The following is a 25,226-nucleotide window of genomic DNA, read 5'->3' as shown; positions in this document are numbered from 1 at the left end:
GCGTTTTTTATGATTTGAAAAGAAATCCAAATCCGAATCGTTTCAACATTTTTTTTTCAAAAGCCCAAAAGAATTTAAATTGCCCAAATAGAAAACCTATCAGAACCAAAAGTAGTTGATAAATGGGAAAAATTAGAAGCAATCGAACGGGTATAAACAAATAGCCTAGATCGCCTTTTGTAATGCCGAGCCAAATACAAAACGGTTTTGACAACCATGCCGATGCCGACCCGGTAAGCGCAAAAACGATAAAGATGATGGTGAGTTGAAAATTAGTTTCAATGCCCCAACGCTGTTTTAGTTTGTTCATTTTTATTTATAATGATTACAAATATAGTAACATTATCTGATCGGGACAAAACCAAAAAGTTTTTGATTAAATGTGTTTTGAAAATAAATCATATAATTATAAATCAAATAATTTACTTCATATCCATAATCAACAGTTGGGTCATAATTGATTGTCATTTCATATAAATTAGGATCGAAACGCTGTGGTTGCATAACGCGATTATTCCATTCGGTTATATAAAATCTATTTTTGTTTTCCAAAAAAGATTGCGAATGATAGTTTCTAGGGAAAGCTCTTGAAACTAGCCAAGAATTAAATCCTGCATCAATAATAATTACCTCATACTCTAGAGCATCGTTTGCAATTCGTACTGTATCACCTTTTGTAGCGATAGATTTATCAATACTTGGAATAGCAGATTTTGGCGTATTACAACTAAAAAAAGTAACAACAACAATAATGGTTAGGAGATAAAGGCTATTTTTCATAATCAAAAATTTGGATATAAAGTTACAGATTTAAACGGCTTACTAAAAGCGTTTTAACATAAAAAATCACCTATAGTGGTAGGTGATTTTTATATAATCGGAGTGTTTTTATTTGCCAAAAAGTTTTCCAAGAATACTTCCTAATCCGCCTCCTTTATTTGTAACCGCTGACATTGCATCGCTGATATCAACTTTACCGTCGGCATTTTGATCCAAACCAAACTGTCCACCATATTTTGAAATAGCATCCATAATGCCAGATCCTTGTGCTCCTCCACCAGATATAGCTGCAATGATATCCGAGATTTGAAAACTACTATCATTAGGGTCTTTTGCTTTATTTACTAAGGAACCCAAGATTTTAGGAATCAAACTTCCTGCAACACCCGATGCTGCATCTGCATTAATACCAAATTTTTCTCCAAGACTGCCTGTAAGTTGTTCAGTAAGCTTTTGAACTACAGGATTTGAAGCGTTTTGAGCATTATCTCCTTGAAACAAAGAAGCCAATTGTTCTACACCGCCTTCTGCTGCAATTTTCTGTAAACCAGAAAAAACGGAGCTTCCAGCTTCTTCTATAACTGCTTCATTTTGTTCGTTTGGAATGGCGTTGTTTTTAACAACCGACTCGACTCCAAACTGTTGCGCTAATTGTGCTAATTGTTCTAACATAGGTCTTGGTTTTGTTTAGATACCAAATCTAATAAAAAAAGGGATTTATTCCTTAAAAATAAATCCCTTTACTACATTTTATTTCTTTAAAGCCTTAGCCCAAAATACTAATAATTTGTTGGGCTAGTTCAGTGCCAATTCTATCTTGAGCTTCTCCAGTTGCAGCACCAATATGGGGCGTTAATGAGATTTTATGATTCATCAAAATAGCCATTTCTGGAGCTGGTTCGTTTTCGAAAACATCTAATCCTGCAAATAATACTTTTCCGCTATCGAGTGCTTTTACTAAGGCTACTTCGTCAATAACACCGCCACGAGCACAGTTTACAATACCTACTCCGTCTTTCATTATCGCTAGCTCTTTCTCACCAATAATGTAACCGTCTTGAGCAGGAACATGTAAGGTAATGAAATCCGCTTCCTTGAATAGCGATTCTAAAGATTGAGAAACGATAGTGGTTGTAATAGACTGTCCGTCAAAAAACGAAACTGTTACATCAACTTGCGGAATAAAACTATCCGCAGCAATTACTTTCATGCCTAAACCTAGAGCCATTTTAGCGGTAGCTTGACCAATACGACCAATTCCTACTATACCAAGGGTTTTGCCTCTTAACTCGATCCCATTTGCATAGGCCTTTTTCAAGCCTTCAAAATTAGTATCGCCTTCTAAAGGCATATTTCTGTTAGAATCATGCAAGAACCGAACACCGGAGAATAAATGAGCAAATACCAATTCTGCAACAGATTCTGATGAAGAAGCAGGAGTGTTTATTACGTGAATGCCTTTGCTTTTTGCATAATCCACATCAATATTATCCATTCCAACACCGCCACGACCTATGATTTTTAATCCTGGGCAAGCATCAATAATATCTTGACGCACTTTGGTTGCACTACGAACTAAAACCACAGAAACGCTATTTTCATTCACAAAATTAGCAACTTGTTCCTGAGCAACTTTTGTAGTGATCACTTCAAATCCACCTTTTTCTAAAGCTAGAATTCCACTTTTTGAAATTCCATCGTTGGCTAATACTTTCATTTTTTTATATCATTTTGAAGAACCAAAAAGATCCTTCTATTATTTTTATTTTTTTCAAGAGCTATTTCCCGCTTTCCACTTCAATCTTTTATGTTTTTAAAGAAAAAACATAAAAGGATTTTCATTTCAATCGGGGCTAGCGACTCAGGATTCTGAAGTTATTTTTTTTAAAAAAGTGTATTCACAACTAAACGGTACGTTCTAGTTCTTGCATCACATATACTAAAACCTGAACACTTTCTAGCGGTAATGCGTTGTACATAGACGCCCTATAACCGCCCACAGAACGGTGACCTGGTAATCCAGATATTCCTGCGGCTTTCCACATTGCATCAAATGTTGCGGCATGTGCTTCATCATTTAATAAAAAAGTAGCATTCATATTAGAACGATCTTCAACAGCTGCAGCGCCTTTAAATAAAGGATTTCTATCTATTTCGGTATAAAGTAACGCTGCTTTTGCATTGTTTATTTTTTCAATAGCGGCAACTCCACCTAGATTTTTCAACCACTGCAAGGTCAATAATGATGCGTAAACCGGAAAAACAGGAGGTGTGTTGTACATACTTTCGGCCTTAATATGTTTGGTGTAATCCAACATACTTGGGATCATCCTACCGGTTTTGCCTAGTATTACTTCTTTTACAACAATTAGAGTGGTTCCTGCTGGTCCCATATTTTTTTGGGCTCCAGCGTATATCAAATCAAATTTTGAAAAATCCAAAACTCTTGAAAATATATCAGAACTCATATCGCATACAACAGGTATGTTTGTTGCAGGAAACTCTTTCATTTGAGTACCAAAAATGGTATTGTTGCTCGTGCAATGAAAATAATCAGCATCTGTAGGTATTGCATATCCTTTTGGAATATGATTATAGTTTTCAGCTGCTGACGAAGCAACGACGATGGTTTCTCCAAAAAGTTTTGCTTCTTTTATTGCCGCGGCTGCCCAAGTTCCTGTATCAAGATAGGCAGCTTTACCACCTTCTTTCATTAGGTTATAGGGTGCCATAATAAATTCTAAACTTGCTCCTCCAGATAGGAATAAGGCTTGATAACCTTTCCCTTCAAGTCCTAGAAGTTCAAGAACAATTGTTCGTGCTTCTTCCATTACGGCAACAAAGTCCTTGCTGCGGTGCGACATTTCTAAAAGTGATAAGCCAGAATCGTTAAAATTTAAAATTGCTTGTGCTGATTTTTCGAAAACTTCTTGTGGTAAAATACAAGGTCCTGCGCTGTAGTTGTGTTTTTTCATGGTGTAGTTTGAATCCAAAAATTAAAGAGCAAATTTCGGGAATAGTAATTTAAAAGGCGTTAATTAATTCGAAATAATCGCAGTTTTTTCTACTAAATTGTTAACAAAAACTCAATTGTATCGATGTTATCTGCGTAACTCCACAATTTAGGTTTTTGTGTTTCTCCAAAACCAATGCTGTTCTCTATAATGCCATCACTTACAATGCACTGAATATGCTCGTTTTCGGATTGTAGTCTTGTTTTTAAAGCATTGATATCATCATAAAACTCATAAAAAACACTTGAAATAGGAGACGCATGACTGTTGTCTTCCTTTATCGTTAAAAAACCATTATCTAATAACTTGAAATTGCTCATCAAGAAAACGGCTTTATTGTAATCGTAATTGTTAGCGTATTTTTCGTAATGTATGATATCTTGGTATATAAATATCGCTTCAAAAAAGGAAGTAAAAGAATATCCTTTTGGAACAAAAATTTTCGAAACATTACGACAGCCCAGTCCAAAATAGCGAAATATATCTTCTCCCAGATCGGTCAATTGCTCGGCAGTTTCGTTACCATTTAAAATCGCAATAGAGTTTCTGCTTTTGCGAATAATCGCTGGTTTGTTTTTAAAATAATATTCAAAATAACGCGCTGTATTATTACTTCCAGTAGCTATAACTGCATCAAAATTTTCTAATTTTCCAGCTACAAAAGTAATATTCTTAGCTAATTCAGGTTCAATAGCAATAAGGTACTTTGCTAAAAAAGGTAATAAATGTTGGTCGTTTGAGGATGTTTTTACCAACACACTATTTCCAGTTATCAAAACCGAAAGGAAATCGTGAAAACCCACTAACGGAATATTGCCAGCAAGAATTAAAGCGACTTTTTTAGACTCTTGAATTGGAATTGTATAGCTTGAAAGCCATTGATTTAAGCTTTCTTCTGTCAGTGCTTCTGCCCAAGATTGTATGGAGAAATAGACGTTTTCAGGAGTATACCAACCATTATGTGATTGTGATAATTTTATTAATGCAGTAAAATCATCAAAAAACGTCTCATTATGCAAAACACTTGGATTTTTGATGGTTTTATCTTCTGAAAATTGACTTAAGAATCTACCTAATTCAACAAAAACACTTTTTTTTGTTTCTAATGTCATAATGTTTGCTTATCAATAGTTTTGATTGTAATTTTGTACAAAAATAAGCTTTAATAAGCCGAAAGTCAAAAGTCTTAAAGTCAAAAGTTACTGAGTTCGGTTTTTTTTAGTTTCAATATCAAATACTACAACAAAATGGCAATAATAATAACAGATGAATGTATCAATTGTGGTGCTTGTGAACCAGAGTGTCCAAACACAGCAATATATGAAGGAGCTGATGATTGGAGATACAAAGATGGAACCAAACTGAAAGGCAAAATAATTTTACCTGATGGTACTGAAGTTGACTCTGATGAAGCTCAAACTCCAATTTCTGACGAAGTTTATTACATCGTACCAGGAAAATGTACCGAGTGTAAAGGTTTTCATGATGAACCACAATGTGCTGCTGTGTGTCCAGTAGATTGCTGTATACCAGATGATAATCATGTAGAAAGTGAAGAAACTTTACTAAATAGACAGGCTTTTTTACACAACGAATAATTGTAAGATTTAATTTTAAAACAAAAAAAATCCTGTTCAGCTATAAAGTAGTTGAACAGGATTTTTTTTAATATGAATCTGTTTATTTTTTGATGATGTTAAAAGTTTCTATTGTTATAGTATCTGTTTTTGCATCATAAGATTCGAGTACTAAATTACCATTTCCATCAAAGTATCCGTAGGAGGTTTTAGTATTAGAATTATAAATATAGTTGTTGTTGGATGTTTTTCTTAAAACAGCAGCCTTTTCGGCGTTAGGTAGGTACAAATTATAACCACTCTCAGCTGACTTTACTTGGTATTTCACTCCATTAAAATCGTAATAAGCAGATCTATCAACATCTACAATATTTGTAACTCCATTAGTGGTAACACTAGTAATTGCCGTAACTTCAACTGGTGTTGCCTTAATTTCTTTGTTTAAAGCATTCGATCCAGCATCTTTTAATTCAATTTTTTGAACTTCTTTTATTTCTTGTGTTTTTATTGATTTATTTTGTCCGTCAGAATTTTTCACAGTCGTAACTGTAGTTTTTACTTCAGACTTTACGTTTTTAATTTGAGCTTGACTATTTATTGAAAATAAAAAAGCAACCATTCCGAGAATTATAGTTTTCATAATAGATAATTATAAGATTAATATATTTCAAATGTACACCTTCATTAGCTTTAGCTTGTTATGGAATTATGGTCTAAAATTATATAATTACCACAAGGAGAAGTAGTACTATGTTTTTATATCTGTTTAGCTACAATAACATAGGTGTCGTAGGCATAGGTTTTTCGGTCAATAGTCTGGATAATTTCGAAACCATTTAAAAATAAAAATAATTGTATTTCATTTAGAGTAAAAACGCGCACTGTAGAAAAATCATCTGCAATGATTTCTTTTTTATTGTTTTTCAATGTGTAATATTGTGCGGTCCATTCCAACATAAAGTTCTCTGCCAAGGTTGTTTTCCAGTTACTATTTCGAAAATATTTAACCTTTTCATGCTCTGCTTCTTGAATAATGATTTCGTTTTCTTTGGTGAAAGGAATAAATCTATTGGCATCAATAAAATCAAAAATGAGTATTCCTCCTTTGTTTAGGTTTTTAGAAATAGATCGAAAGGCAGCTTGTACATCATCATTTGTTATTAAATAACTGGTGGAGCGTCCCGTAATGAGTGCGCAATCCACTTTAGTATCTAGTTTAAATTCTCTCATGTCGCCCCGCATGAAAATTCCGTTTTTATTTCTCTTTTGGGCAAGAGCTATCATGTTTTCACTTAAATCTAATCCAATATATTCTTGATTATTTTCAAGGAATCTTTTGGCGAGATTTCCAGTGCCACTACCAATTTCTAATACAGTTTTACAATTAAACTCCGTAATTAGATGGTTATAGAATTGGTATTCTTCATCATAATTAATAAAGGTTTGGTACATAGCATCAAAAATTGGCGCCATTTTTTCGTCATATAGATTTGCCATGATACTGGTGTATTGGTACCTACAATTAATAAAAATTATCCAAAAAAAAAGGACTGTCGTGAAACAGTCCTTTTAAATTCATTTTATAACGCTATTAGAATTTATAGTTTAAAGATAAATTAAACATAGTTCCTAATTGACTAAAGTGGTATCCATCATACGTCATTTGAGAATAACGTTGGTTAAAAGTAATTAAGTTAGATTGATTTTTTACTTGAGCAGGGTCGTTTAAAATAGCTGTCCCAGCTGCATTTTCTGCTTTGAAATTCCATTCAGGAAGTACATTCAATAAGTTGTTTACATTCAATGCTAAAGTTAATTTCTCTGTTGCAGAGAAAGTAATTCCTAAGTCAGTAACAACTTTTGGAGTAAACTCAGTTCTTAAATTAGAATTCAAACCATCTTGTTTGAAAGTTGTTTTTCCAAAATAAGTATTGTTTAAAGAGAAACCAAATTTACCAATTTCATAATTAGCTCCCAAAATCCATTTGGTATCAGGTCTTGATGTAAACATCAATGCGTCTAAAGTTGCTCCGAATGAATTGTTTCTTACATCAGAGATTCTTTCATTTTGTAAGGTAACATTACCAGATAAATTAAATCCTAGTTTTCCTTCTCCTAACAAAATATTACTATAATTAGCAACTACATCTAAACCTGATGTACGAGAATCAAATGAATTTGAAAAATAAGCAACATTTCCGAATTGGGTATCTTGCCTGTCTCCTAATACAATTCTGTCTTCTACTTTAATGTTATAGTAATCTACAGTGAAGTTGAAATTTTTTGAAGGTTTCGCTCCAATACCAACAGTTATGTTAGTTGATTTTTCAGCATCTAGTTGATCAACACCTAATAGACGTGCTTGCGGAGATACGTTATTAACAATTCCACTTACTTGAATTCCTTGACCAGCTACGAAAGAGTATTGTGCCTTTTGTGTGTAAATTTGGTGTAATGTAGGTGCTCTAAATCCTGTAGACACAGATCCTCTTAATGTAACCTTATCATCTAAAAACTTATATCTAGAGCTTAATTTCCAAACAGTTGCTCCGCCAAAATCGCTATAATCCTCATAACGAACTGTTCCGTTCAATAAAAAATCTTCAGTTACATCAAATGCAACATCAAAGTAAGCACCTAAATTATAACGATTCCATTTTCCTGAATTTTCCGGTCTATTTCCTGCAAAAGAATCTGCACCAATTCCATCCCAAGACGCTTTATCGCCCTCAATAACCTCAAAGGTTTCTGTTCTGAATTCAGAACCAAAACCAATACTAACTTTTTCAGATAGCACTTTTGAAATATCTAAATTACCTACAATGTGATTGAACGAAGTTCCACCCGGTTTAAAAAATATTGGGCTATTTTCTTTATAAACGTTGTTACCATTTGCATCTAAAATTGATGATCTGTTTTGTGAATTTTCTACAGAATATGTTTGAGAGTTTCCACCAACAGTTATACTAGCATCTGTATTCCATTCATTTTTAACGGCTTTATAACCCAATGTAGCGTTATAGTCATTTAGATCACCTACAAAAGTTGGCACATACCCTTTATATGATGACGCAGTTCCATTGCCAAAGAAGTCCTGCAAGTATGGTGAAGTTGTTGATTTTCTCCAGTCGGGGATAGAAGCACTAGTAAAAAAATCCGTAACAGGTCTCCAATATGGAGTTCTATAGTTTGCAAAGGAATTTACTTTTTTATAAACATAAGCTGCATTATAATATAATTGTGTAGTATCAGACAACTCAAAAGCACCATTTACTAAAAATTTAGCAGCTGCAGTTTGTGGCGATCCATTTACATTTCCTGCGTCTGGTTTTTCATTTAAAAAATTATTTACTGCGTTTCTTCCATTAATATTTCCTTGGTTGATTGCTGCCAATTTTGCGTTGTAATCTGCCGTTCCTACATAACTGTTCGTGAAATAGGCTTCTTTTTGCGCGGTTGTCATATTTGACAAATCGGTCCCGCCAAGTGTATTATCATCATTTACGTAACCATCGTATGTTGCAGGGTTTATTTTAACAAAGTCGTTAAAATCTCCTTCAGCATCTACTTTTCCTGGTCTGTTCGCTAAATTGACTTTAGAAAATTCAACGGTATAATTTACGAATCCTTTGCTTCCAACTGTAGATCCATTATTAAAACTTACACCAAGCATTTCTCCATCTCCTTCAGAAGTTATACCGCTTCTTGCAGTCACAGATCCACCGTTTGTACTCTTTTTAAGGATTATATTCATGACACCGGCAATTGCATCAGATCCGTATTGAGCGGATGCTCCATCACGAAGAATTTCAACTCTCTCAATCGCGTCTGTTGGTATTGCTGAGATATCAGAGCCTGTTTCTCCACGTCCGGGAGACGTTTGAACATATAGCAATGAACTAAGGTTTTTACGCTTTCCATTTATTAAGATCAAGGTTCTACTAGGTCCCATGTTTCTTATTTCGTATGGGTCTAGCAATGATGTAGCATCATTTACTGGTGTTTGTACCGTGTTAAAAGACGGTATTTTGTACTGTAAAGCTTTGTCAAAAGTTGCTTGTCCGGTTGAGGTCAAGTCTTTTGATGATATTACATCAATAGGTAATGGAGTGGTTGTGTTACTTCTTGGTGCTGTTCTTGATCCAGTAACAACTACCTCGTCTAGGTTTTGTCCACCTTCTTCAGATAAACTAACATTCATCACTGCAGCAGTAACAACTTTTTCTAGCTTAGAAAAGCCTACGTAACTGAAAACTAAAGTAGCGCCTTCCTTCACTTTAATCTTGTACGATCCATCAGAATCAGTAGAAACTCCGTTTTGAGTTCCTTTTTCAATAATGTTTACACCTGGTAAAGGGTTACCGGTATTGTCTTTTACAACACCCGAGACATCTTTTTGTGCAAAAAGAAACGAAGCGTTGAGTAAAATTAATAATAATGCAATTTTTTTCATAATAAGTTGAGTTTGGTTTTTGTTTGTTTTGTAATAGATTGCAATATAATTGTTTTTTAACACAATATTGGCGCTTCGTATAATTTTTTATAAAAAATATTTCAGCCTGTTTTAAACTATCGTTTTTACATTTCAAAACAGTATTAAAATGGTATATTTGCAGATTTTTAGAACAAATAGTAAGATGTTTTTGGTAACGAATACTAGAACAAAAATTTATATATTCTTATTCTTTAGGATTACAACATGAAGTTTAAGAGATATTATTTCATTAAAATAAATAGCAACTACATATGAAAGCAGGAATTGTAGGATTACCTAATGTTGGAAAATCAACATTATTCAATTGTTTATCTAATGCCAAAGCGCAAAGTGCCAATTTTCCTTTTTGCACCATCGAACCTAATATAGGAGTGGTAAATGTTCCAGATTCAAGAATAGAAAAATTGGAAGAATTAGTAAAGCCAGAGCGCGTACAAATGGCTACTGTAGATATTGTAGATATTGCAGGATTGGTAAAAGGAGCTAGTAAAGGAGAAGGTTTAGGAAATCAGTTTCTAGGAAACATTAGAGAATGTAATGCGATTATTCACGTTTTACGTTGTTTTGATAACGATAACATCGTTCACGTTGATGGAAATGTAAATCCTATTCGTGATAAAGAAACCATCGATATCGAGTTGCAGTTGAAAGATTTAGAAAATGTTGAAAAACGTTTGGAAAAAGTAAAACGTGCTGCTAAAACTGGTAATAAAGAAGCAATTGTTGAAGAAACATTGTTGAACAGAATTAGAGAAACGTTATTGCAAGCAAAATCAGTTAGAACAATTACGCCTCAAAACAATGACGAGGAAGTTTTGATGGAAGGTTTTCAGTTGATTACAGCAAAACCAGTATTATATGTTTGTAATGTAGATGAAAATTCAGCAGTAAACGGAAATAAATATGTAGATCAAGTTCGCGAATTAGTAAAAGATGAGGATGCTGAGGTAATTGTACTTTCTGTAGGTGCTGAGGCTGATATAACAGAATTAGAAAGCTATGAAGAGCGTCAGGTTTTCCTTGAAGATATGGGACTGACTGAGCCTGGAGCTTCGGTTTTAATACGTGCAGCTTATAAATTATTGAAGCAACAAACTTATTTTACCGCTGGTGTCAAAGAGGTTAGAGCTTGGACCATCAATGTAGGTTCTACTGCGCCTCAAGCTGCAGGAGTAATTCATACTGATTTCGAAAAAGGATTCATCCGTGCCGAAGTTATTGCGTACGAGGATTTCGTTCAGTACGGTTCTGAAGCCAAATGTAAGGAAGCCGGAAAATTCAAAGTAGAAGGGAAAGAATATATCGTTAAGGATGGTGATGTAATGCACTTTAGATTTAATGTCTAAGTAAAATAGTCCTAAAGCCGAAAGTCTTAAAGTCGAAAGTTAGCAATAGCTTTCGACTTTTTTTGTGTACCTAATCTAGCTTTCCGTTGCAATCTGGGGTAGAAATCGATCTAGCAAAACTAAACCACTATGGACTTAAAGTCCATAGATTTTGTTTGGCAGACTGAAAGTCTGCGAGGTTAAAATGTAAAATCCACCGCAAATTCGCAAATTTAAAGACTTGCAACGTAAAAAATAATTTGCGAATTTGCGGTAAATATTTTTAGAACCTGAAAGGGAAATGCACTAAAGTACATAGTTTTAACTATTTTTGCAACCAATAAAATTTCGTTTTTTATTTTTAAGTAGTACTAAAGATATTGTGTCGCAAATAGTAAAAAGAGTTTTTGCCACAGATTGCAAGGATTAAAAGATTTTTAAAATTACATAACGAATTAATCTGCGCTAATCTGTGAAATCTGTGGCAAATAAATTTAGTGCTGTATTAAAATACGATATTAGATTTTAGTTTTTACACAGTTTTTCTGATCTGGGAATCTGTGGCTAATTATGTTGTTGCTATTTTATTTTCACTACTTTTAGAAAAACTAATCGTTATGAAAATTATAGCCTTTGGCGCAAGCCCCAGTAAAAATTCCATCAATAAAAAATTAGCAACTTACGCAGCCCATTTATTTGAAAATGCCGAGGTTGAGGTGTTGGATTTAAATGATTTCCAAATGCCGATATTTACGGTTGATATCGAAAAAGAAATTGGTCAACACGAGTTAGCAAAAGCATTTCTAGATAAAATTGCTACAGCAGGTATTTTAGTAGTTTCAATGGCAGAAAATAACGGAAATTATTCAGCAGCTTTCAAGAATATTTTTGACTGGTGCTCTAGAATAAATGCTAAGGTTTTTCAGGAAAAGCCAATGTTATTGATGGCAACTTCACCAGGCGCAAGAGGTGGTGCGAACGTTTTAGAAATCGCTAAAAAAGCTTTTCCTTTTTATGGAGGGAATGTAAAAGCTACTTTTTCATTACCAAGTTTCGAGGCTAATTTTGATACAGAAAAAGGTGTAATTTCGAACACTGAATTGGATAATCAGTTGAAAGAAATCGTTAAGACTTTTTAATTTTTTCAATCCTTTACTGTTTCAATCTTTCAATAGAAAATGTCAATATGATTCTTGATAACTTTGGTGGCTTCCTATTTTAAATTTTATCGAATTACACTACATTAGCACACTCGAGAGCTTTGCGCATAGTAAAGCCCGAACTGAACGAAGTTAAAATCCACAAATTCTAAAATGTCCGAACAAAATCAATATACCGAAGATAATATTCGGTCACTAGACTGGAAAGAACACATTCGCATGCGTCCCGGAATGTACATCGGAAAACTGGGAGATGGTTCTTCAGCAGATGATGGTATTTATATTTTGGTCAAAGAAGTTCTCGATAACTGTATCGATGAATTTGCAATGGGTGCTGGAAAAACTATTGAGGTGACAATTAAGGACAAAACGGTTACTGTTCGGGATTATGGTCGTGGAATTCCATTAGGAAAAGTGGTTGACGTCGTGTCAAAAATGAATACTGGAGGAAAATATGATTCAAAAGCTTTCCAGAAATCAGTAGGTCTAAACGGAGTAGGAACTAAAGCAGTCAATGCGCTATCTAATTATTTCCGAGTAGAGTCTGTTCGAGATGAAAAACAAAAAGCGGCTGAATTCTCCGCAGGAAATTTGGTTCTCGAAGAAGACATTATAGACACTACCAAACGAAAAGGTACCAAAGTTATTTTTACTCCCGACGAAACCATTTTCAAGAATTACAAATTCCGCATGGAATATGTAGTAAAGATGATCCAAAATTATTGTTATCTAAACAATGGTTTAACCATCATTTTTAATGGCGAAAAATACTATTCTGAAAACGGACTTAAAGATTTATTAGAAGCTACGATTAATGTTGAGGATTTAGAATATCCGATCATTCACTTAAAAGAAGGAGATATTGAGATTGCCTTAACACACAGCAAAACCCAATATTCTGAGGAGTATCACTCCTTTGTCAACGGACAAAATACCACTCAAGGTGGAACGCATTTAGCAGCATATAGAGAAGCGATTGTAAAAACCATTCGGGAGTTTTACAATAAAAGTTTCGAAGCATCTGATGTCCGAAAATCGATTGTTACGGCGATTAGTATCAAAGTAATGGAACCTGTTTTTGAGTCGCAAACCAAAACCAAATTAGGGTCGACAGATATGGGTTCAGAACCTGGAATGCCTTCGGTACGTACTTTTGTAAATGATTTTGTGAAAACGAAATTAGACAATTATTTGCACAAGAATCCTCAAACAGCAGAGGCGCTGTTGCGAAAAATTCTTCAAGCTGAAAGAGAACGTAAAGAGCTTTCTGGTATTCGAAAATTAGCAACTGATCGCGCTAAAAAAGCGAATTTACACAACAAGAAATTAAGAGATTGTCGTGCGCATCTTCCGGACACTAAAAATCCTAGGAATTTAGAAAGTACGCTTTTTATCACAGAGGGAGATTCGGCTTCTGGTTCCATTACAAAATCGCGCGATGTAAATACACAAGCGGTTTTTAGTTTGCGTGGTAAGCCTTTGAATTCGTATGGAATGAGCAAGAAAATTGTGTATGAAAATGAAGAATTCAACTTATTACAAGCCGCTTTAGATATAGAAGACGGATTGGAAAAATTACGTTACAACAACATCGTAATTGCAACCGATGCCGATGTCGATGGAATGCACATTCGACTGTTATTGATTACGTTTTTTCTTCAGTTTTTTCCTGAGTTAATAAAAGAAGGACATTTATATATTTTGCAAACACCACTTTTCAGGGTGCGAAACAAGAAAGAAACCATTTATTGCTATTCGGATGAAGAGCGTAAAGACGCAATAGAAAAATTAAAACCAAAACCAGAAATTACCCGATTCAAGGGATTAGGGGAAATTTCTCCAGATGAGTTTAAGAATTTTATTGGAGAAACCATTCGTTTGGATCCAATTATGATGGACAAAAACACTTCGATTGAGCAATTGCTTTCTTTTTATATGGGTAAAAATACTCCAGACAGACAGGAATTTATCATCAAGAATTTGAAAGTCGAATTAGATGTAATCGAGAAAGTTTAAATAGTTATAAGATGCCTACAAAAAAGACACTATTACTTATCGCTTTACTATTTGTGATTAGTTTTTCAACTACCTTTTTTATTATAAGGAGTAATGATCATAAAGAATGTGATGTAGTTATAAAGAAAGAGATGGATAAAAATGGAATTGAGGTTACAAAGGAAGTGCATGTTTGTAAAGAAAAATATTCTTTTTAGCATTTTTAGCGCAAAATTTGAGATGATTACTATTCAATAGAATATATGTAATGAAAGACGAAGAAAATACTGTTTCAAATAATTCTCAAAATAAAATTTTATTTTCTCAAGTAGTCGCGTTATTGCAAAATGCCCGTCAACAGGTTTTGCGTACCGTAAATTCAACAATGGTGTATACTTATTTTGAAATAGGAAGAATGATTGTCGAAGAAGAGCAAAGCGGAAAAGAACGAGCTCAATACGGAAAACAATTATTGAAAGGACTTTCGGAGCAGTTGACAATTGAGTTTGGAAAAGGGTTTTCGATTGATAATTTAGAAAACATGAGGAAGTTTTATTTAGCTTACTCAATTTCCGAGACAGTGTCTAGGATTTTGCAAATTCATAATTCAGAGACAATGTTTAGGGATTTTGAGAATTCAAATTCGTCATTACTGATGACGAATTTTTAAAATGTAAACAAAAGTATTCATTTAGTTTCTGTAATAATAAAAGCATTTTTAAATTAGTTAAATTTGTAATTGATTAATCCAATAAAAATAAAATGATTAATAAAATATCGTTTAAGAATTATAAGCTTTTTAAAGAAAAACAAATACTAGAGTTGAAGCCAATTACAATTTTGATTGGTAAGAACAATTCAGGGAAGAGTGCTGTGCTAAAGTTAATGACTTTAATTGAAGGGGCTTTGAAAACTAAGGATAGTCAACCTATAAAATTAATAAATGATGAGATTCAAATTGGAAATGAATATCGAGATTTAGTCTATGGTAAATTTGGAAGAGCATTAGAAATTGAGTTGTTTCAAAATAGTAAAATAACAGAATTAGTTGATCATTTGTCATTTGAGATAGCTGTAGATATAAATAAGAATTTACCTGTTTTGGAATCATGGAAACTTAATGAAGAAATTGAGTTCCGAAATATAGGAATGAATCTTTATGAAAATCAAATTGATTGTGAAGAATACAGTTGTGAATTTCTAGGAGTTTTTTTAGCAAATTATTTTAAAAAAGATTCTGATTCGAGTGGAACTATTTTTAGTCAGCCACATAAATTCAACACTGATTTTATAGCTTCAATAAGAGCAAAAGCTGAACTAGATTATAGGTTGAGTTCAACCTTACAAAGTAAATCAAGTCCAGACGGGAGGTATTTGTATGATTTTTTAATTAGAGATTATCTAACAACAGATAAAAAGTATTTTGCTAAAATTTCTGAATGGATTTCTGAAAAATTTGAGGGTTGGGAATTATACATAGATGTAGATAGTGAACCTTATCATATTGAATTAAGAAAAGATAAGTTAGAAATAAATATTAAAGAAACGGGTATGGGTATAGGTCAGTCTTTACCATTGATTACAAGAGCTTATAAACCTTGTGAAGAAGAAACTTTAATAATAATAGAAGAACCTGAAAGTAATTTACATCCTTTTGCTCATTCTCAATTAGCTCAATTATTTGCAGAATCAATTAAAGAAGATAAGAATAAAAAGTATTTAATTGAGACACATTCTCAAAATTTCATATTAAGATTGAGAAGACTTGTTGCTGAAGGATATTTAAATGAAAATGATTTGGGTATTTATTATGTCGATTTTGACGAAGAGTTAAATGAAAGTACTTTAAAAGAAATTAAGGTTGATAGCCTCGGTAAAGTTAGTTTTTGGCCAGAAGGAATTTTCAGCGAAACTCTTGAAGAAACAATTGGAATTAGGACTGCTCAAATAGATAAAGGGAATGTGGATAGAAATTAAAGCTGACGTTTTTGAAGGCACAGTGAATGTTTCTGAATTAAGAAAACTAATTCAGGATTTATGTTATAAACATAAGTATGAAATTTTTGTTGATTTAACTAATGTTTCTGAAATGCCGTGTTTTAAAGATATTTATGATGATCTGAAAGAAATTATAAATGGTTATTATAATAGATATATAACGGAAAATGCAGATATAACTTATTCGGTTTCTATAAATAGTGATGTTGATAATAAATGTTTCACACCTGAACAAGCTATCAAATTTTTTAATTTGCCATTTCTCATAATTCTTGAAAACAGTGACAATGATGGCTGTTTTGTGGACTCTTTACTAAGCAATTTTAAAAGAAGTTCGAAAAAAATAAAGAAGTTTAGAGACGAAAATTGGTTAGAATATGGGAATTTAGGTGGGTGTGGGAATATTAAGCACTTTATAGAGAGAATTAAGAAAAATTTCGATGGAGATAATAATTTTTTGAAATGTTTTGTCCTTTTGGATAGCGATTTAGAATATCCACAAACTCCGAATCCTAAAAGGATTGATATAGAAGATTATTTGATAGAAAATAATGTTCCTTTTCATTTCCTTGAAAAAAGAGAAATTGAAAATTATTTGCCAGATGAGGTGTTTGAATCGATTGATCCAAATGATGAATTTGTTAAGGTTTATTTAAGAAAATTAACGCCGATTCAAAAGGATTTTATTGATATTGAAAATGGATTCGGTGTAAATGCACAGGCTTTAGAAAGAAGTAATCCAGATGTTTATAGTTTATTTATCACTGAAAATGAAAATGTAAAAGAAAGAGAAAGTAAACTGAATAGTCTAAGAAATGGAGTTAAAGATAAATTTGATGATTTCAAGAATGATTTACCAAAATTATTTGAAAATGTTACTCAAGAAGGTCTAATTGAAAGGACAAAAGATCAAAATAATCCAAACGAATTAAAAGAAATCTTAAGTAAAATAAGTAAACTATTATGAGTTCGAAATTGAAAATAGATACTAGGGTTAGGTCTCTAAAAAATTATCTTGAAGAGTTTGAACAAGGAGCATTTCAAATACCTTCTTTTCAAAGAGATTTTTTATGGACTCAAGATGATATTAAACAGTTATTTGATAGTATAAAAAACAATTATCCGATTGGGTCAATATTATTTTGGAAGCCTTTAGAGAATGCTTCTGCTTGGATGGAAGAATCAAAAATTGGACCATATAAAATTGTTATAAATTCTTCAAGAGAACCGATTTATATTTTAGATGGCTATCAACGTTTATCTTCTTTATTTGGATGTTTGACTAATCCTAAAAAGTACAATATTGATAATATTGTTTTAAATCAAGCTGAATGGAAACGAAATTTCAATTTGTATTATGATTTAGAAGATGAGCAGTTTGTATATTTAAGGTCAAGTATAAAAATTTTTCCACATCAAGTTCCTGTATATGTTTTTATGAATTCAATTGACTTTAGACAATATGCAAGAAAAAATTTCGAGTCTATAAACGACGAAAAAAAAATTGAGTTATACTATGATAGAGCTGATGAAATAGGCCAGATCTTTACAAATTATCAAATTGCTTCTGTTGATATAAACTACGCAACAATAGAAGAAGCTGTTGAAATATTTTGGAGAGTTAATGCAAAGGGAGTGATTATATCTAAAGATTGGATAGTTTCTGCTTTAACATTGAAAGATGATTTTAGATTAGGTACCGAGATTGATAAATTATTAGATGAATTGAGGCAATATAATTTTGAAGAAATAAAACGCGATGTAATTTTTCAGTGTATTCAAAGTTCTTTTGGCAAAATATATTTTGATTATAAAATTGAAGAATTAGTTAAACGTGATGATTTTGCAAAAGTTGCAACTAAAACTTTTCAAAGCATTAAAAAAGCTGTAAAATTTCTTTATGAAGATTTATTAGTACTTAACAGTAAGTTAATACCATATAATGCACAATTAATTTTTTTGACTGTATTTTTTAATTCATTTGAAGATGAAAGTCTTACAGGGAATACAATTTTAAAGTTGAAAAGATGGTTTTGGATAACCTCATATTCTAATTATTTTACGATTTATTCATTGAGTAATCAAAGAAAGGCTTTTGAGCGTTTTATAGAATCATTTTTAGAAAATAATAATGTTGACCCTGTTTTTTACGACAATGAGAAAGTGAATTTTTCTACATTAGATTTTCCTTCTAAAATTGGTATGGGAAGCGTGAGAGCAAAATCCCTTGCACTTTTTATGATTAATTATTCTAAAGGATTTAAGGAAATTTCTGTAAATAAAATTAATTCAGAAGAAATTGAAAACTTTGAATTTGGTTATTTGTTTTCAAAGCCTCAAAGAGATAATCCTTCTGAGAATTTTGTTCCAATTATTGAAGAAATAGTTGTTAAAGAAAAAGGGATTAGACAGTTTCGACTTTTAACGAAATTAAAAAGACCACAAAATTATTCTTCATTGTTAAATAAAGAAAGAAAAAATCTATTTATTACTATTGAAATGGTTAGTTTATATGATGGCACCTATGAATCAGAAAAATCAATTCTTGATTTAAGAAGAGAAGAGATTGTTAAAGCTGAAAAAAGGTTTGTAGATAGTTTAGACATTTTTTATAACGAACCAATTAATTTTTAAACTAAGATTTACAGTATAAAAATAAATGAAAGACGAAGAAGACGATAACATAGTACCAGAAGGTCAAGACGATGAGATTACAAGTGCTGAGGAGGGTTTTGACGATGTAATTTCCTCTGGAAGCCAACATTTTTACGATAATCAAGAAGACGGAAACGATACTATTACCAAAGTTACGGGAATGTACAAGGACTGGTTTCTGGATTATGCTTCGTATGTAATTTTGGAGCGCGCCGTTCCGGCGATTGAAGACGGTTTTAAACCGGTGCAACGTCGTATCATGCACTCTTTGAAAGAATTAGATGACGGCCGTTATAATAAAGTGGCCAATGTAGTTGGGCACACCATGCAGTATCATCCTCACGGAGATCAGAGTATTGGTGATGCCATGGTGCAAATTGGTCAAAAAGAATTGCTGATTGACTGTCAAGGAAACTGGGGTAATATCCTAACAGGAGATGGTGCTGCAGCTTCTCGTTACATTGAAGCGCGTTTGTCTAAATTTGCTTTGGAAGTTATTTACAGTCCAAAAATTACCGATTGGGGCGTTTCGTATGATGGACGAAGAGCGGAACCGAACAATCTTCCGGTGAAGTTTCCGTTGCTTTTAGCACAAGGAGCTGAAGGGATTGCGGTAGGTCTTTCCACGAAAGTATTGCCTCATAATTTCAATGAATTAATCGACTCTTCGATAAAAATATTAAAGGGAAAACCTTTTACATTGTATCCGGATTTTATGACACAAGGTATTGCTGATGTGTCGAATTACAATGATGGATTGCGTGGCGGACGTATTCGCGTACGTGCCAAAGTTGGTCAACTCGATAAAAACACCTTGGTGATTACTCAAATTCCGTTTTCTACAAATACGACAACTTTGATTGATAGTATTTTGAAAGCGAATGAAAAAGGTAAAATCAAAATCAAGAAAATTGAAGATAATACGGCGGCTGAAGTAGAGATATTAATTCACCTTTTTCCCGGTGTGTCTCCAGATAAGACTATCGATGCCTTGTTTGCTTTTACGGCTTGTGAAACTTCGGTAGCGCCATTGGGTTGTGTGATTGAAGACAACAAACCGTTATTTATTGGGGTTTCTGAAATGTTGAAAATATCTACGAACAGAACCGTTGAATTGTTGAAAAGTGAACTCGAAATTCAATTGAGTGAACTAGAGGAACAATGGCATTTTCTTTCTTTGGAACGTATTTTTATAGAAAATAAAATCTATCGTGACATTGAAGAAATGACGACTAAAGAAACGGTAATTAAAGCCGTTGATGATGGTTTGAGACCACATACAAAACATTTAAAACGCGCTGTTACCGAAGAAGACATTCTGCGTTTGTTGGACATTCGAATTATGCGTATTTCCAAATTCGACAGTAACAAAGCACAGGATAAAATCGAAGCGTTGGAAGGGGATATAGAGCAAGTAAAACACAATCTAGAACATCTGATTGATTTTGCGATTGCCTATTTTACCAAATTAAAAGAGAAGTACGGAAAAGGACGCGAACGCCAAACGGAGCTACGAATTTTTGATGATATCGAAGCTACGAAAGTCGTTTTAAGGAATACTAAATTATACGTCAATAAAGAGGAAGGTTTCGTGGGAACCAGCTTGAAAAAAGACGAATACGTTACGGATTGTTCTGATATTGATGATGTAATTGTTTTTCTTCGTGATGGAAAAATGATGATTACCAAAGTAGATGCGAAAACATTCGTGGGTAAAGATATTATTCACATTGCTATTTTTGATAAAAGCGATAAGCGCACTATTTACAACATGATTTATCGTGATGGAAAATCTGGGCCTTCTTACATCAAACGATTCAATGTTTCAGGAGTTACCAGAGATAAAGCATACGATTTAACTAATGAAACTGCAGGTTCTCAAGTCGTATATTTTTCGTGTAATCCAAATGGTGAAGCAGAAGTAATTACTATTTTACTGCGCCAAGTAGGAACTGTTAAAAAACTAAAATTCGATATTGATTTTGCTAATTTGGCTATAAAAGGACGTGCTTCTAAGGGGAATTTAGTAACCAAATATCCCATCAAAAAAATAGAACTGAAGGAGAAGGGGATTTCTACTTTATTACCAAGAAAAGTTTGGTTTGACGAGACTGTTCAACGATTAAACGTTGATGGGCGAGGCGAATTACTTGGAGAATTTAGACCAAGTGACAAAATTTTAATTATTTCGCAAACTGGAAAATTAAAAGCAATTACACCCGAATTATCGACACATTTTGACGAAGATATGGTGATTTTAGAAAAATGGATTCCTAAAAAACCAATTTCAGCCATTTATTATGATGGCGAAAAAGAGCGGTATTATATCAAACGTTTTTTGGTGGAAACCGAAAATAAAGAGGAGAGTTTTATCACAGAACATCCAAATTCACAATTAGAAATCGTTTCCACAGATTACCGTCCTGTCGCAGAACTGATTTTCCCAAAAATAAAAGGAGTTCAAAAAGAGAGTATGACGGTAGATATAGAATCGTTTATTGCAGTAAAAGGATTCAAAGCTATGGGAAATCAACTGACAACCGATAAGTTAAAACAAGTAAACCTACTAGAGCCTTTGCCTTATGATATTCCTGTAGAAGTTATTCCAGAGGATTTAGAGGTGAGAGGAGAGACAAATGCAGATGATTCATCGATTCAGTTAGACGATGATGGTCAAATAACGTTAACTTTAGAATAAAAAAAAAGCTTCCAAATGCGGAAGCTTTTTTATGAATTTTAAAGTTGATTACTTTACTTTTTTATTTTTTGTCATTTTCATATTCAGCACTTCTACTAGTAAGGAGAAGCTAATAGCAAAATACAAATAACCTTTTGGAACAGGAGTTACGTGGCTTCCAAAGATTAAAGCATTCGATAAATGAGCGCTTTCTGTTAGCAACATCATACCTATTAATATCAAAAAAGATAAACCCAGAATTTGAATAGAAGGATGTTTGTTGACGAAATTTCCAACTGGTACTGCAAACTGCATCATGATTAATACCGAAATAACTACAGCAGTGATCATAATATAAAGAGCTCCTTCAACTCCATTTGTCATTCCAACGGCTGTCAAAATACTATCGAAAGAAAAAACCAAATCAATCAAGATAATTTGAAAAATTACATTTTGGAACGATTTTGTTGCCGCTTTTCCTAATTCTTTTTCTTCGTGTCCTTTTTCATCTACTTTTTCCCTAATCTCATTGGTGCTCTTATAAATTAAGAACAATCCACCACTTAATAAAATGAGACTTTGTCCTGTTATTCCAGCAGAAAACCAACTCAAATCAATATGAAACCAAGGCTCTTTCATTTGTATCAATAAATTAATACCAAACAAAAGCGCTATTCTCATAAACATAGCTAGGAACATTCCTATTTTAGTTGCTCTTTTTCGTTGCTCTACAGGTAATTTTCCTGTTGCAATTGATATGAAAATGATGTTGTCTATTCCCAGTACGATTTCAAGAAATGTCAATGTTAAAAGGGCTATCCAAGCATCAGGATTTAAAAATACTTCCATGTTAGAGCGTTATAGGTGATACAATTTAATCGGTTATTTTGGTAACGGTGCCTCTTTGTTTTGCATCAGAGCCAACCATTCCAAACTCAAAGGTATAGGAATTTTTTGTAGTTGTCAAGATTTTCATTCCAATAGCTTTTTCTTCCGCCCTATTTTTTGGGTGTAATTTAAGCAAAACATATTCACAATCATTTACCCATCGTATGGATGCAGTATCTGTCTTTCCTTCAAAAGTTTCAATTTCGATGCTGTCGTTGCGCTCAAAAAGAGTAGTTTTTTTGACACCTTCGACCTCGTAATCAAACTTGAATTTTCCGGTTTTAAAGTCCTTACAGTTGCGTTCTGCATCGTAACACGATAGTAAGAGCAGTAGTGCGGGAAGTAAAATTATTTTTTTCATTTTTTTTGGAGCTATTTCCTGCTATTCGTTGCAATCTTTTCCTCGGCTAAAAAGCCTCAAAAAAGGATTTCCACTGCTATCAGGGCTAATTTATATTTGGTATTGAAATTGCTTTTTTATACATTAAGATATTGTTTATTTGTTTCTAGGATTAGACTATTTTAATATCATACTTGTCTAAAAGACCAATAATTCCTGCTGTCGAAAACTTCGCTTTTTTCATCGGATTAAATTCCGGATCAATTTTATAATTGTAAGCTGATGTAAAATCAACTCCTGCCAATTGCGTTTCATTGAAAATTGCGTTATCTAAATTACAATCTTGAAACACTGAATTCGTAAGATTAGCACCGCTAAAAGTAACCTCTTTCAAAGAACAGGAATTGAACTTTGTTTTCTGTATTTTTTTATCCGCAAACGAAGCGAAATCTAAAACACATTGTTCAAAATGTACTGCAAACAAGAAATCAGTACACGTATTGAAATGGATGCCAAGTAATTTACAGTTTTTGAAAATAACGGTTTTTAGGCTAGTTCCCGTTAAATCAGTCATGGATAAATTGCAATCGATAAACTCGCAGTCCATAAAAGTATTGTTCGAAAAATTACTGCTCGAGAAATCGCAATTCTTAAATATACAATCTTCAAATTCGCGATTGTTAATTCTTTTTCCAACCCAGATGACTTTATCAAATGTTTTTTGAATGTGAATGAGATCTTCCATCAGTCGTTAAATAAACTTTTCATAATAAATTTTAAACCGGCATACATCAAATACATGGCAGCACCACAGGCAAGAATACCAATTGCCAAAACGAGGTAATGCCAGTTGTTTTCTTTATTCATAAAGGCATTATAAATTACCGCTGGTCCCAAAAATAATAGGGGTAAAGCGCCTGCAAGATATTTTATTCCTTTTGATAATAGTTCTTTATTCGTGGCCATTTATTTATGTTTGTATTGATAATAAAGTGAGAAAATAAAATTCATCAATGTTTGAAAAATCATTAAATATAAGAATAAAAAAATGGTTTTTAGTCCTAAAGGATCCGTTTTAAAAAAGTATAAAATAGAATGAAAAATCAAAAAGAAATATACTGCTATTAAAAAAATATTTAATAATAAAAAGATCTTGATGTACTTCCATTTTCGTAATAAATAGAGTGAAAAGATCCATAGAATAGGTAGCAATGCCAATCCAAAATAAAAAAGGAATACCATTATTTAGACTGGTAAAAATCAACAGCTTTTCTTACGCTGCCGTATTTTTGTAACAGTTCACTAGCTTCATCATAAGACACTTGAATTTCTTCCATTATCATTTTTACCCCACGATCTACCAGTTTGCTGTTGCTGAGTTGCATGTCGACCATTTTGTTGCCTTTTACTTTTCCTAGTTGAATCATTGTGGCAGTGCTAATCATGTTGAGGACTAGCTTTTGCGCCGTTCCTGCTTTCATGCGGGAACTACCAGTTACAAATTCTGGTCCTACAATTACTTCTATAGGAAATTTTGAAGTTTTAGAAAGCGGACTTCCAGCATTACAAGAAATGCTTCCCGTAGTAATGTTATTTTCGTTACAAGCTTGCAAGCCACCAATAACATAAGGCGTAGTTCCTGAGGCTGCAATGCCAATAACTACGTCATTTTCATTTATATCGAAAGCTTTCAAGTCAATCCAGGCTTGTGTGGGGTTGTCTTCTGCATTTTCTACTGCTTTGCGAACAGCGGTATCGCCACCGGCAATAATCCCGATTACTAAATCAAAAGGAACGCCAAACGTAGGCGGACATTCCGAAGCATCAAGGATTCCAATACGGCCCGAAGTTCCAGCTCCAATGTAGAATAATCGACCACCTAGTTTCATTTTAGCAACGATTTCAGTCACTAAAATTTCTATTTGTGGCAACGCTTTTTCTACAGCAAGCGGAACGGTTTTGTCTTCCTGATTGATATTAGACAACAATTCTTGAACCGACATTTTTTCTAAATGTTCGTATTTTGAAGATTGTTCGGTGGTTTTTGTGAAGGTCATTTTTAGTATAATTGGACAACTCCAAAATTAACCTTTTTTATCACAATCTCTAAATTTTCTATTTTTAGTTTCAGGTTTTAGAAGTTTCAGGTTTCTTTAGTTTCATAAAGTTGGAGTAATTTTTCCAGTTTTAATTTCTAATTCAGCGAATGGATTTCAAATTGTTGTCACGTGAACTAAAATACTATATTTGTTTAAATATTATAAGTTAAATCACTGCTATCCGAAAGTCTAAAATAAAAAGAGCCTTAGAATCCCGTATTTT

23 protein-coding genes are annotated in these 25,226 nt (G+C 33.0%); 9 read left to right on the top strand and 14 right to left on the bottom strand.

Annotated features, from left to right (window positions below):
- Positions 1 to 7 precede the first annotated feature (7 nt).
- The 6 genes from AC061C_RS11835 to AC061C_RS11810 all read right to left on the bottom strand — a co-directional run bounded on the left by AC061C_RS11835 (position 8) and on the right by AC061C_RS11810 (position 4,906).
- Positions 8 to 310 carry a DUF6787 family protein gene (locus AC061C_RS11835; protein ID WP_478291343.1) on the bottom strand — a complete coding sequence of 101 codons (303 nt, stop codon included), beginning with the start codon at positions 308 to 310 and terminating at the stop codon, positions 8 to 10.
- Positions 311 to 342: 32 nt separating this feature from the next.
- A complete protein-coding gene (locus AC061C_RS11830) occupies positions 343 to 780 on the bottom strand; it encodes a DUF6146 family protein (protein WP_478291342.1) in 438 nt (145 codons plus the stop codon).
- A gap of 108 nt (positions 781 to 888) precedes the next feature.
- Entirely contained in the window at positions 889 to 1,452 is a 564-nt protein-coding gene (locus AC061C_RS11825; RefSeq protein WP_478291341.1) for a hypothetical protein, read from the bottom strand.
- 94 nt (positions 1,453 to 1,546) lie between these two features.
- A complete protein-coding gene (locus AC061C_RS11820) occupies positions 1,547 to 2,497 on the bottom strand; it encodes a D-2-hydroxyacid dehydrogenase (protein ID WP_478291340.1) in 951 nt (316 codons plus the stop codon).
- A 187-nt stretch (positions 2,498 to 2,684) separates the two neighbouring features.
- Positions 2,685 to 3,755, bottom strand: a complete 1,071-nt coding sequence (gene serC, locus AC061C_RS11815; RefSeq protein ID WP_478291339.1) for a 3-phosphoserine/phosphohydroxythreonine transaminase — start codon at positions 3,753 to 3,755, stop codon at positions 2,685 to 2,687.
- A gap of 92 nt (positions 3,756 to 3,847) precedes the next feature.
- Complete coding sequence (locus AC061C_RS11810) at positions 3,848 to 4,906, bottom strand: acyl-CoA reductase (protein WP_478291338.1); 1,059 nt, start codon at positions 4,904 to 4,906, stop codon at positions 3,848 to 3,850.
- Between the two features lie 135 nt (positions 4,907 to 5,041).
- Between AC061C_RS11810 and AC061C_RS11805 the strand changes: the two genes are divergently transcribed.
- Positions 5,042 to 5,392 carry a 4Fe-4S dicluster domain-containing protein gene (locus AC061C_RS11805; RefSeq protein ID WP_121925579.1) on the top strand — a complete coding sequence of 117 codons (351 nt, stop codon included), beginning with the start codon at positions 5,042 to 5,044 and terminating at the stop codon, positions 5,390 to 5,392.
- Between the two features lie 82 nt (positions 5,393 to 5,474).
- Here the strand turns inward: AC061C_RS11805 and AC061C_RS11800 are convergent, their stop codons facing one another.
- From AC061C_RS11800 to AC061C_RS11790, 3 genes are all read right to left on the bottom strand, one after another.
- Positions 5,475 to 6,011, bottom strand: a complete 537-nt coding sequence (locus tag AC061C_RS11800) for a hypothetical protein (protein ID WP_478291337.1) — start codon at positions 6,009 to 6,011, stop codon at positions 5,475 to 5,477.
- 116 nt (positions 6,012 to 6,127) lie between these two features.
- Entirely contained in the window at positions 6,128 to 6,868 is a 741-nt protein-coding gene (locus AC061C_RS11795; RefSeq protein ID WP_478291336.1) for a class I SAM-dependent DNA methyltransferase, read from the bottom strand.
- A 94-nt stretch (positions 6,869 to 6,962) separates the two neighbouring features.
- Complete coding sequence (locus AC061C_RS11790) at positions 6,963 to 9,824, bottom strand: TonB-dependent receptor (protein ID WP_478291335.1); 2,862 nt, start codon at positions 9,822 to 9,824, stop codon at positions 6,963 to 6,965.
- 293 nt (positions 9,825 to 10,117) lie between these two features.
- Between AC061C_RS11790 and ychF the strand changes: the two genes are divergently transcribed.
- The 8 genes from ychF to AC061C_RS11750 all read left to right on the top strand — a co-directional run bounded on the left by ychF (position 10,118) and on the right by AC061C_RS11750 (position 21,697).
- A complete protein-coding gene (ychF, locus tag AC061C_RS11785; RefSeq protein ID WP_309755885.1) occupies positions 10,118 to 11,212 on the top strand; it encodes a redox-regulated ATPase YchF in 1,095 nt (364 codons plus the stop codon).
- A 596-nt stretch (positions 11,213 to 11,808) separates the two neighbouring features.
- Entirely contained in the window at positions 11,809 to 12,330 is a 522-nt protein-coding gene (locus tag AC061C_RS11780; protein WP_478291334.1) for an NADPH-dependent FMN reductase, read from the top strand.
- A gap of 174 nt (positions 12,331 to 12,504) precedes the next feature.
- Complete coding sequence (locus AC061C_RS11775) at positions 12,505 to 14,367, top strand: DNA topoisomerase IV subunit B (RefSeq protein WP_478291333.1); 1,863 nt, start codon at positions 12,505 to 12,507, stop codon at positions 14,365 to 14,367.
- 247 nt (positions 14,368 to 14,614) lie between these two features.
- Positions 14,615 to 15,016, top strand: coding sequence for a DUF1016 N-terminal domain-containing protein (locus tag AC061C_RS11770; protein WP_478291332.1), 402 nt, complete (start codon positions 14,615 to 14,617; stop codon positions 15,014 to 15,016).
- A 92-nt stretch (positions 15,017 to 15,108) separates the two neighbouring features.
- Positions 15,109 to 16,323 (top strand): AAA family ATPase, encoded by a 1,215-nt coding sequence (locus AC061C_RS11765; RefSeq protein WP_478291331.1) that lies wholly within the window; start codon positions 15,109 to 15,111, stop codon positions 16,321 to 16,323.
- Positions 16,307 to 17,311 (top strand): hypothetical protein, encoded by a 1,005-nt coding sequence (locus AC061C_RS11760; RefSeq protein WP_478291330.1) that lies wholly within the window; start codon positions 16,307 to 16,309, stop codon positions 17,309 to 17,311. The genes AC061C_RS11765 and AC061C_RS11760 overlap by 17 nt, the downstream gene beginning before the upstream one ends.
- An 8-nt stretch (positions 17,312 to 17,319) precedes the next feature.
- A complete protein-coding gene (locus tag AC061C_RS11755; protein WP_478291329.1) occupies positions 17,320 to 18,978 on the top strand; it encodes a DUF262 domain-containing protein in 1,659 nt (552 codons plus the stop codon).
- Between the two features lie 25 nt (positions 18,979 to 19,003).
- Positions 19,004 to 21,697: a DNA gyrase/topoisomerase IV subunit A gene (locus AC061C_RS11750; protein WP_478291328.1), complete on the top strand. Its 2,694-nt coding sequence runs from the start codon at positions 19,004 to 19,006 to the stop codon at positions 21,695 to 21,697.
- A gap of 48 nt (positions 21,698 to 21,745) precedes the next feature.
- Here AC061C_RS11750 and AC061C_RS11745 read toward each other — a convergent pair whose 3' ends face one another.
- From AC061C_RS11745 to murQ, 5 genes are all read right to left on the bottom strand, one after another.
- On the bottom strand, positions 21,746 to 22,525 hold the full coding sequence (locus tag AC061C_RS11745) for a TerC family protein (RefSeq protein WP_417943421.1): 780 nt from the start codon (positions 22,523 to 22,525) through the stop codon (positions 21,746 to 21,748).
- Positions 22,526 to 22,550: 25 nt separating this feature from the next.
- Positions 22,551 to 22,925 (bottom strand): DNA topoisomerase IV, encoded by a 375-nt coding sequence (locus tag AC061C_RS11740; RefSeq protein ID WP_309756784.1) that lies wholly within the window; start codon positions 22,923 to 22,925, stop codon positions 22,551 to 22,553.
- Between the two features lie 151 nt (positions 22,926 to 23,076).
- On the bottom strand, positions 23,077 to 23,649 hold the full coding sequence (locus AC061C_RS11735) for a pentapeptide repeat-containing protein (protein WP_478291327.1): 573 nt from the start codon (positions 23,647 to 23,649) through the stop codon (positions 23,077 to 23,079).
- On the bottom strand, positions 23,649 to 23,870 hold the full coding sequence (locus AC061C_RS11730) for a DUF6095 family protein (RefSeq protein ID WP_309756781.1): 222 nt from the start codon (positions 23,868 to 23,870) through the stop codon (positions 23,649 to 23,651). The genes AC061C_RS11735 and AC061C_RS11730 overlap by 1 nt, the downstream gene beginning before the upstream one ends.
- A gap of 275 nt (positions 23,871 to 24,145) precedes the next feature.
- Positions 24,146 to 24,961, bottom strand: a complete 816-nt coding sequence (gene murQ / locus AC061C_RS11725) for an N-acetylmuramic acid 6-phosphate etherase (RefSeq protein WP_478291326.1) — start codon at positions 24,959 to 24,961, stop codon at positions 24,146 to 24,148.
- Positions 24,962 to 25,226 lie beyond the last annotated feature (265 nt).

The sequence above is a fragment of the Flavobacterium sp. GNP010 genome, from assembly GCF_056428945.1.
The sequence above is the reverse complement of the archived record's forward strand: the minus strand, read 5'-3'. Positions and strand labels throughout refer to the sequence as shown.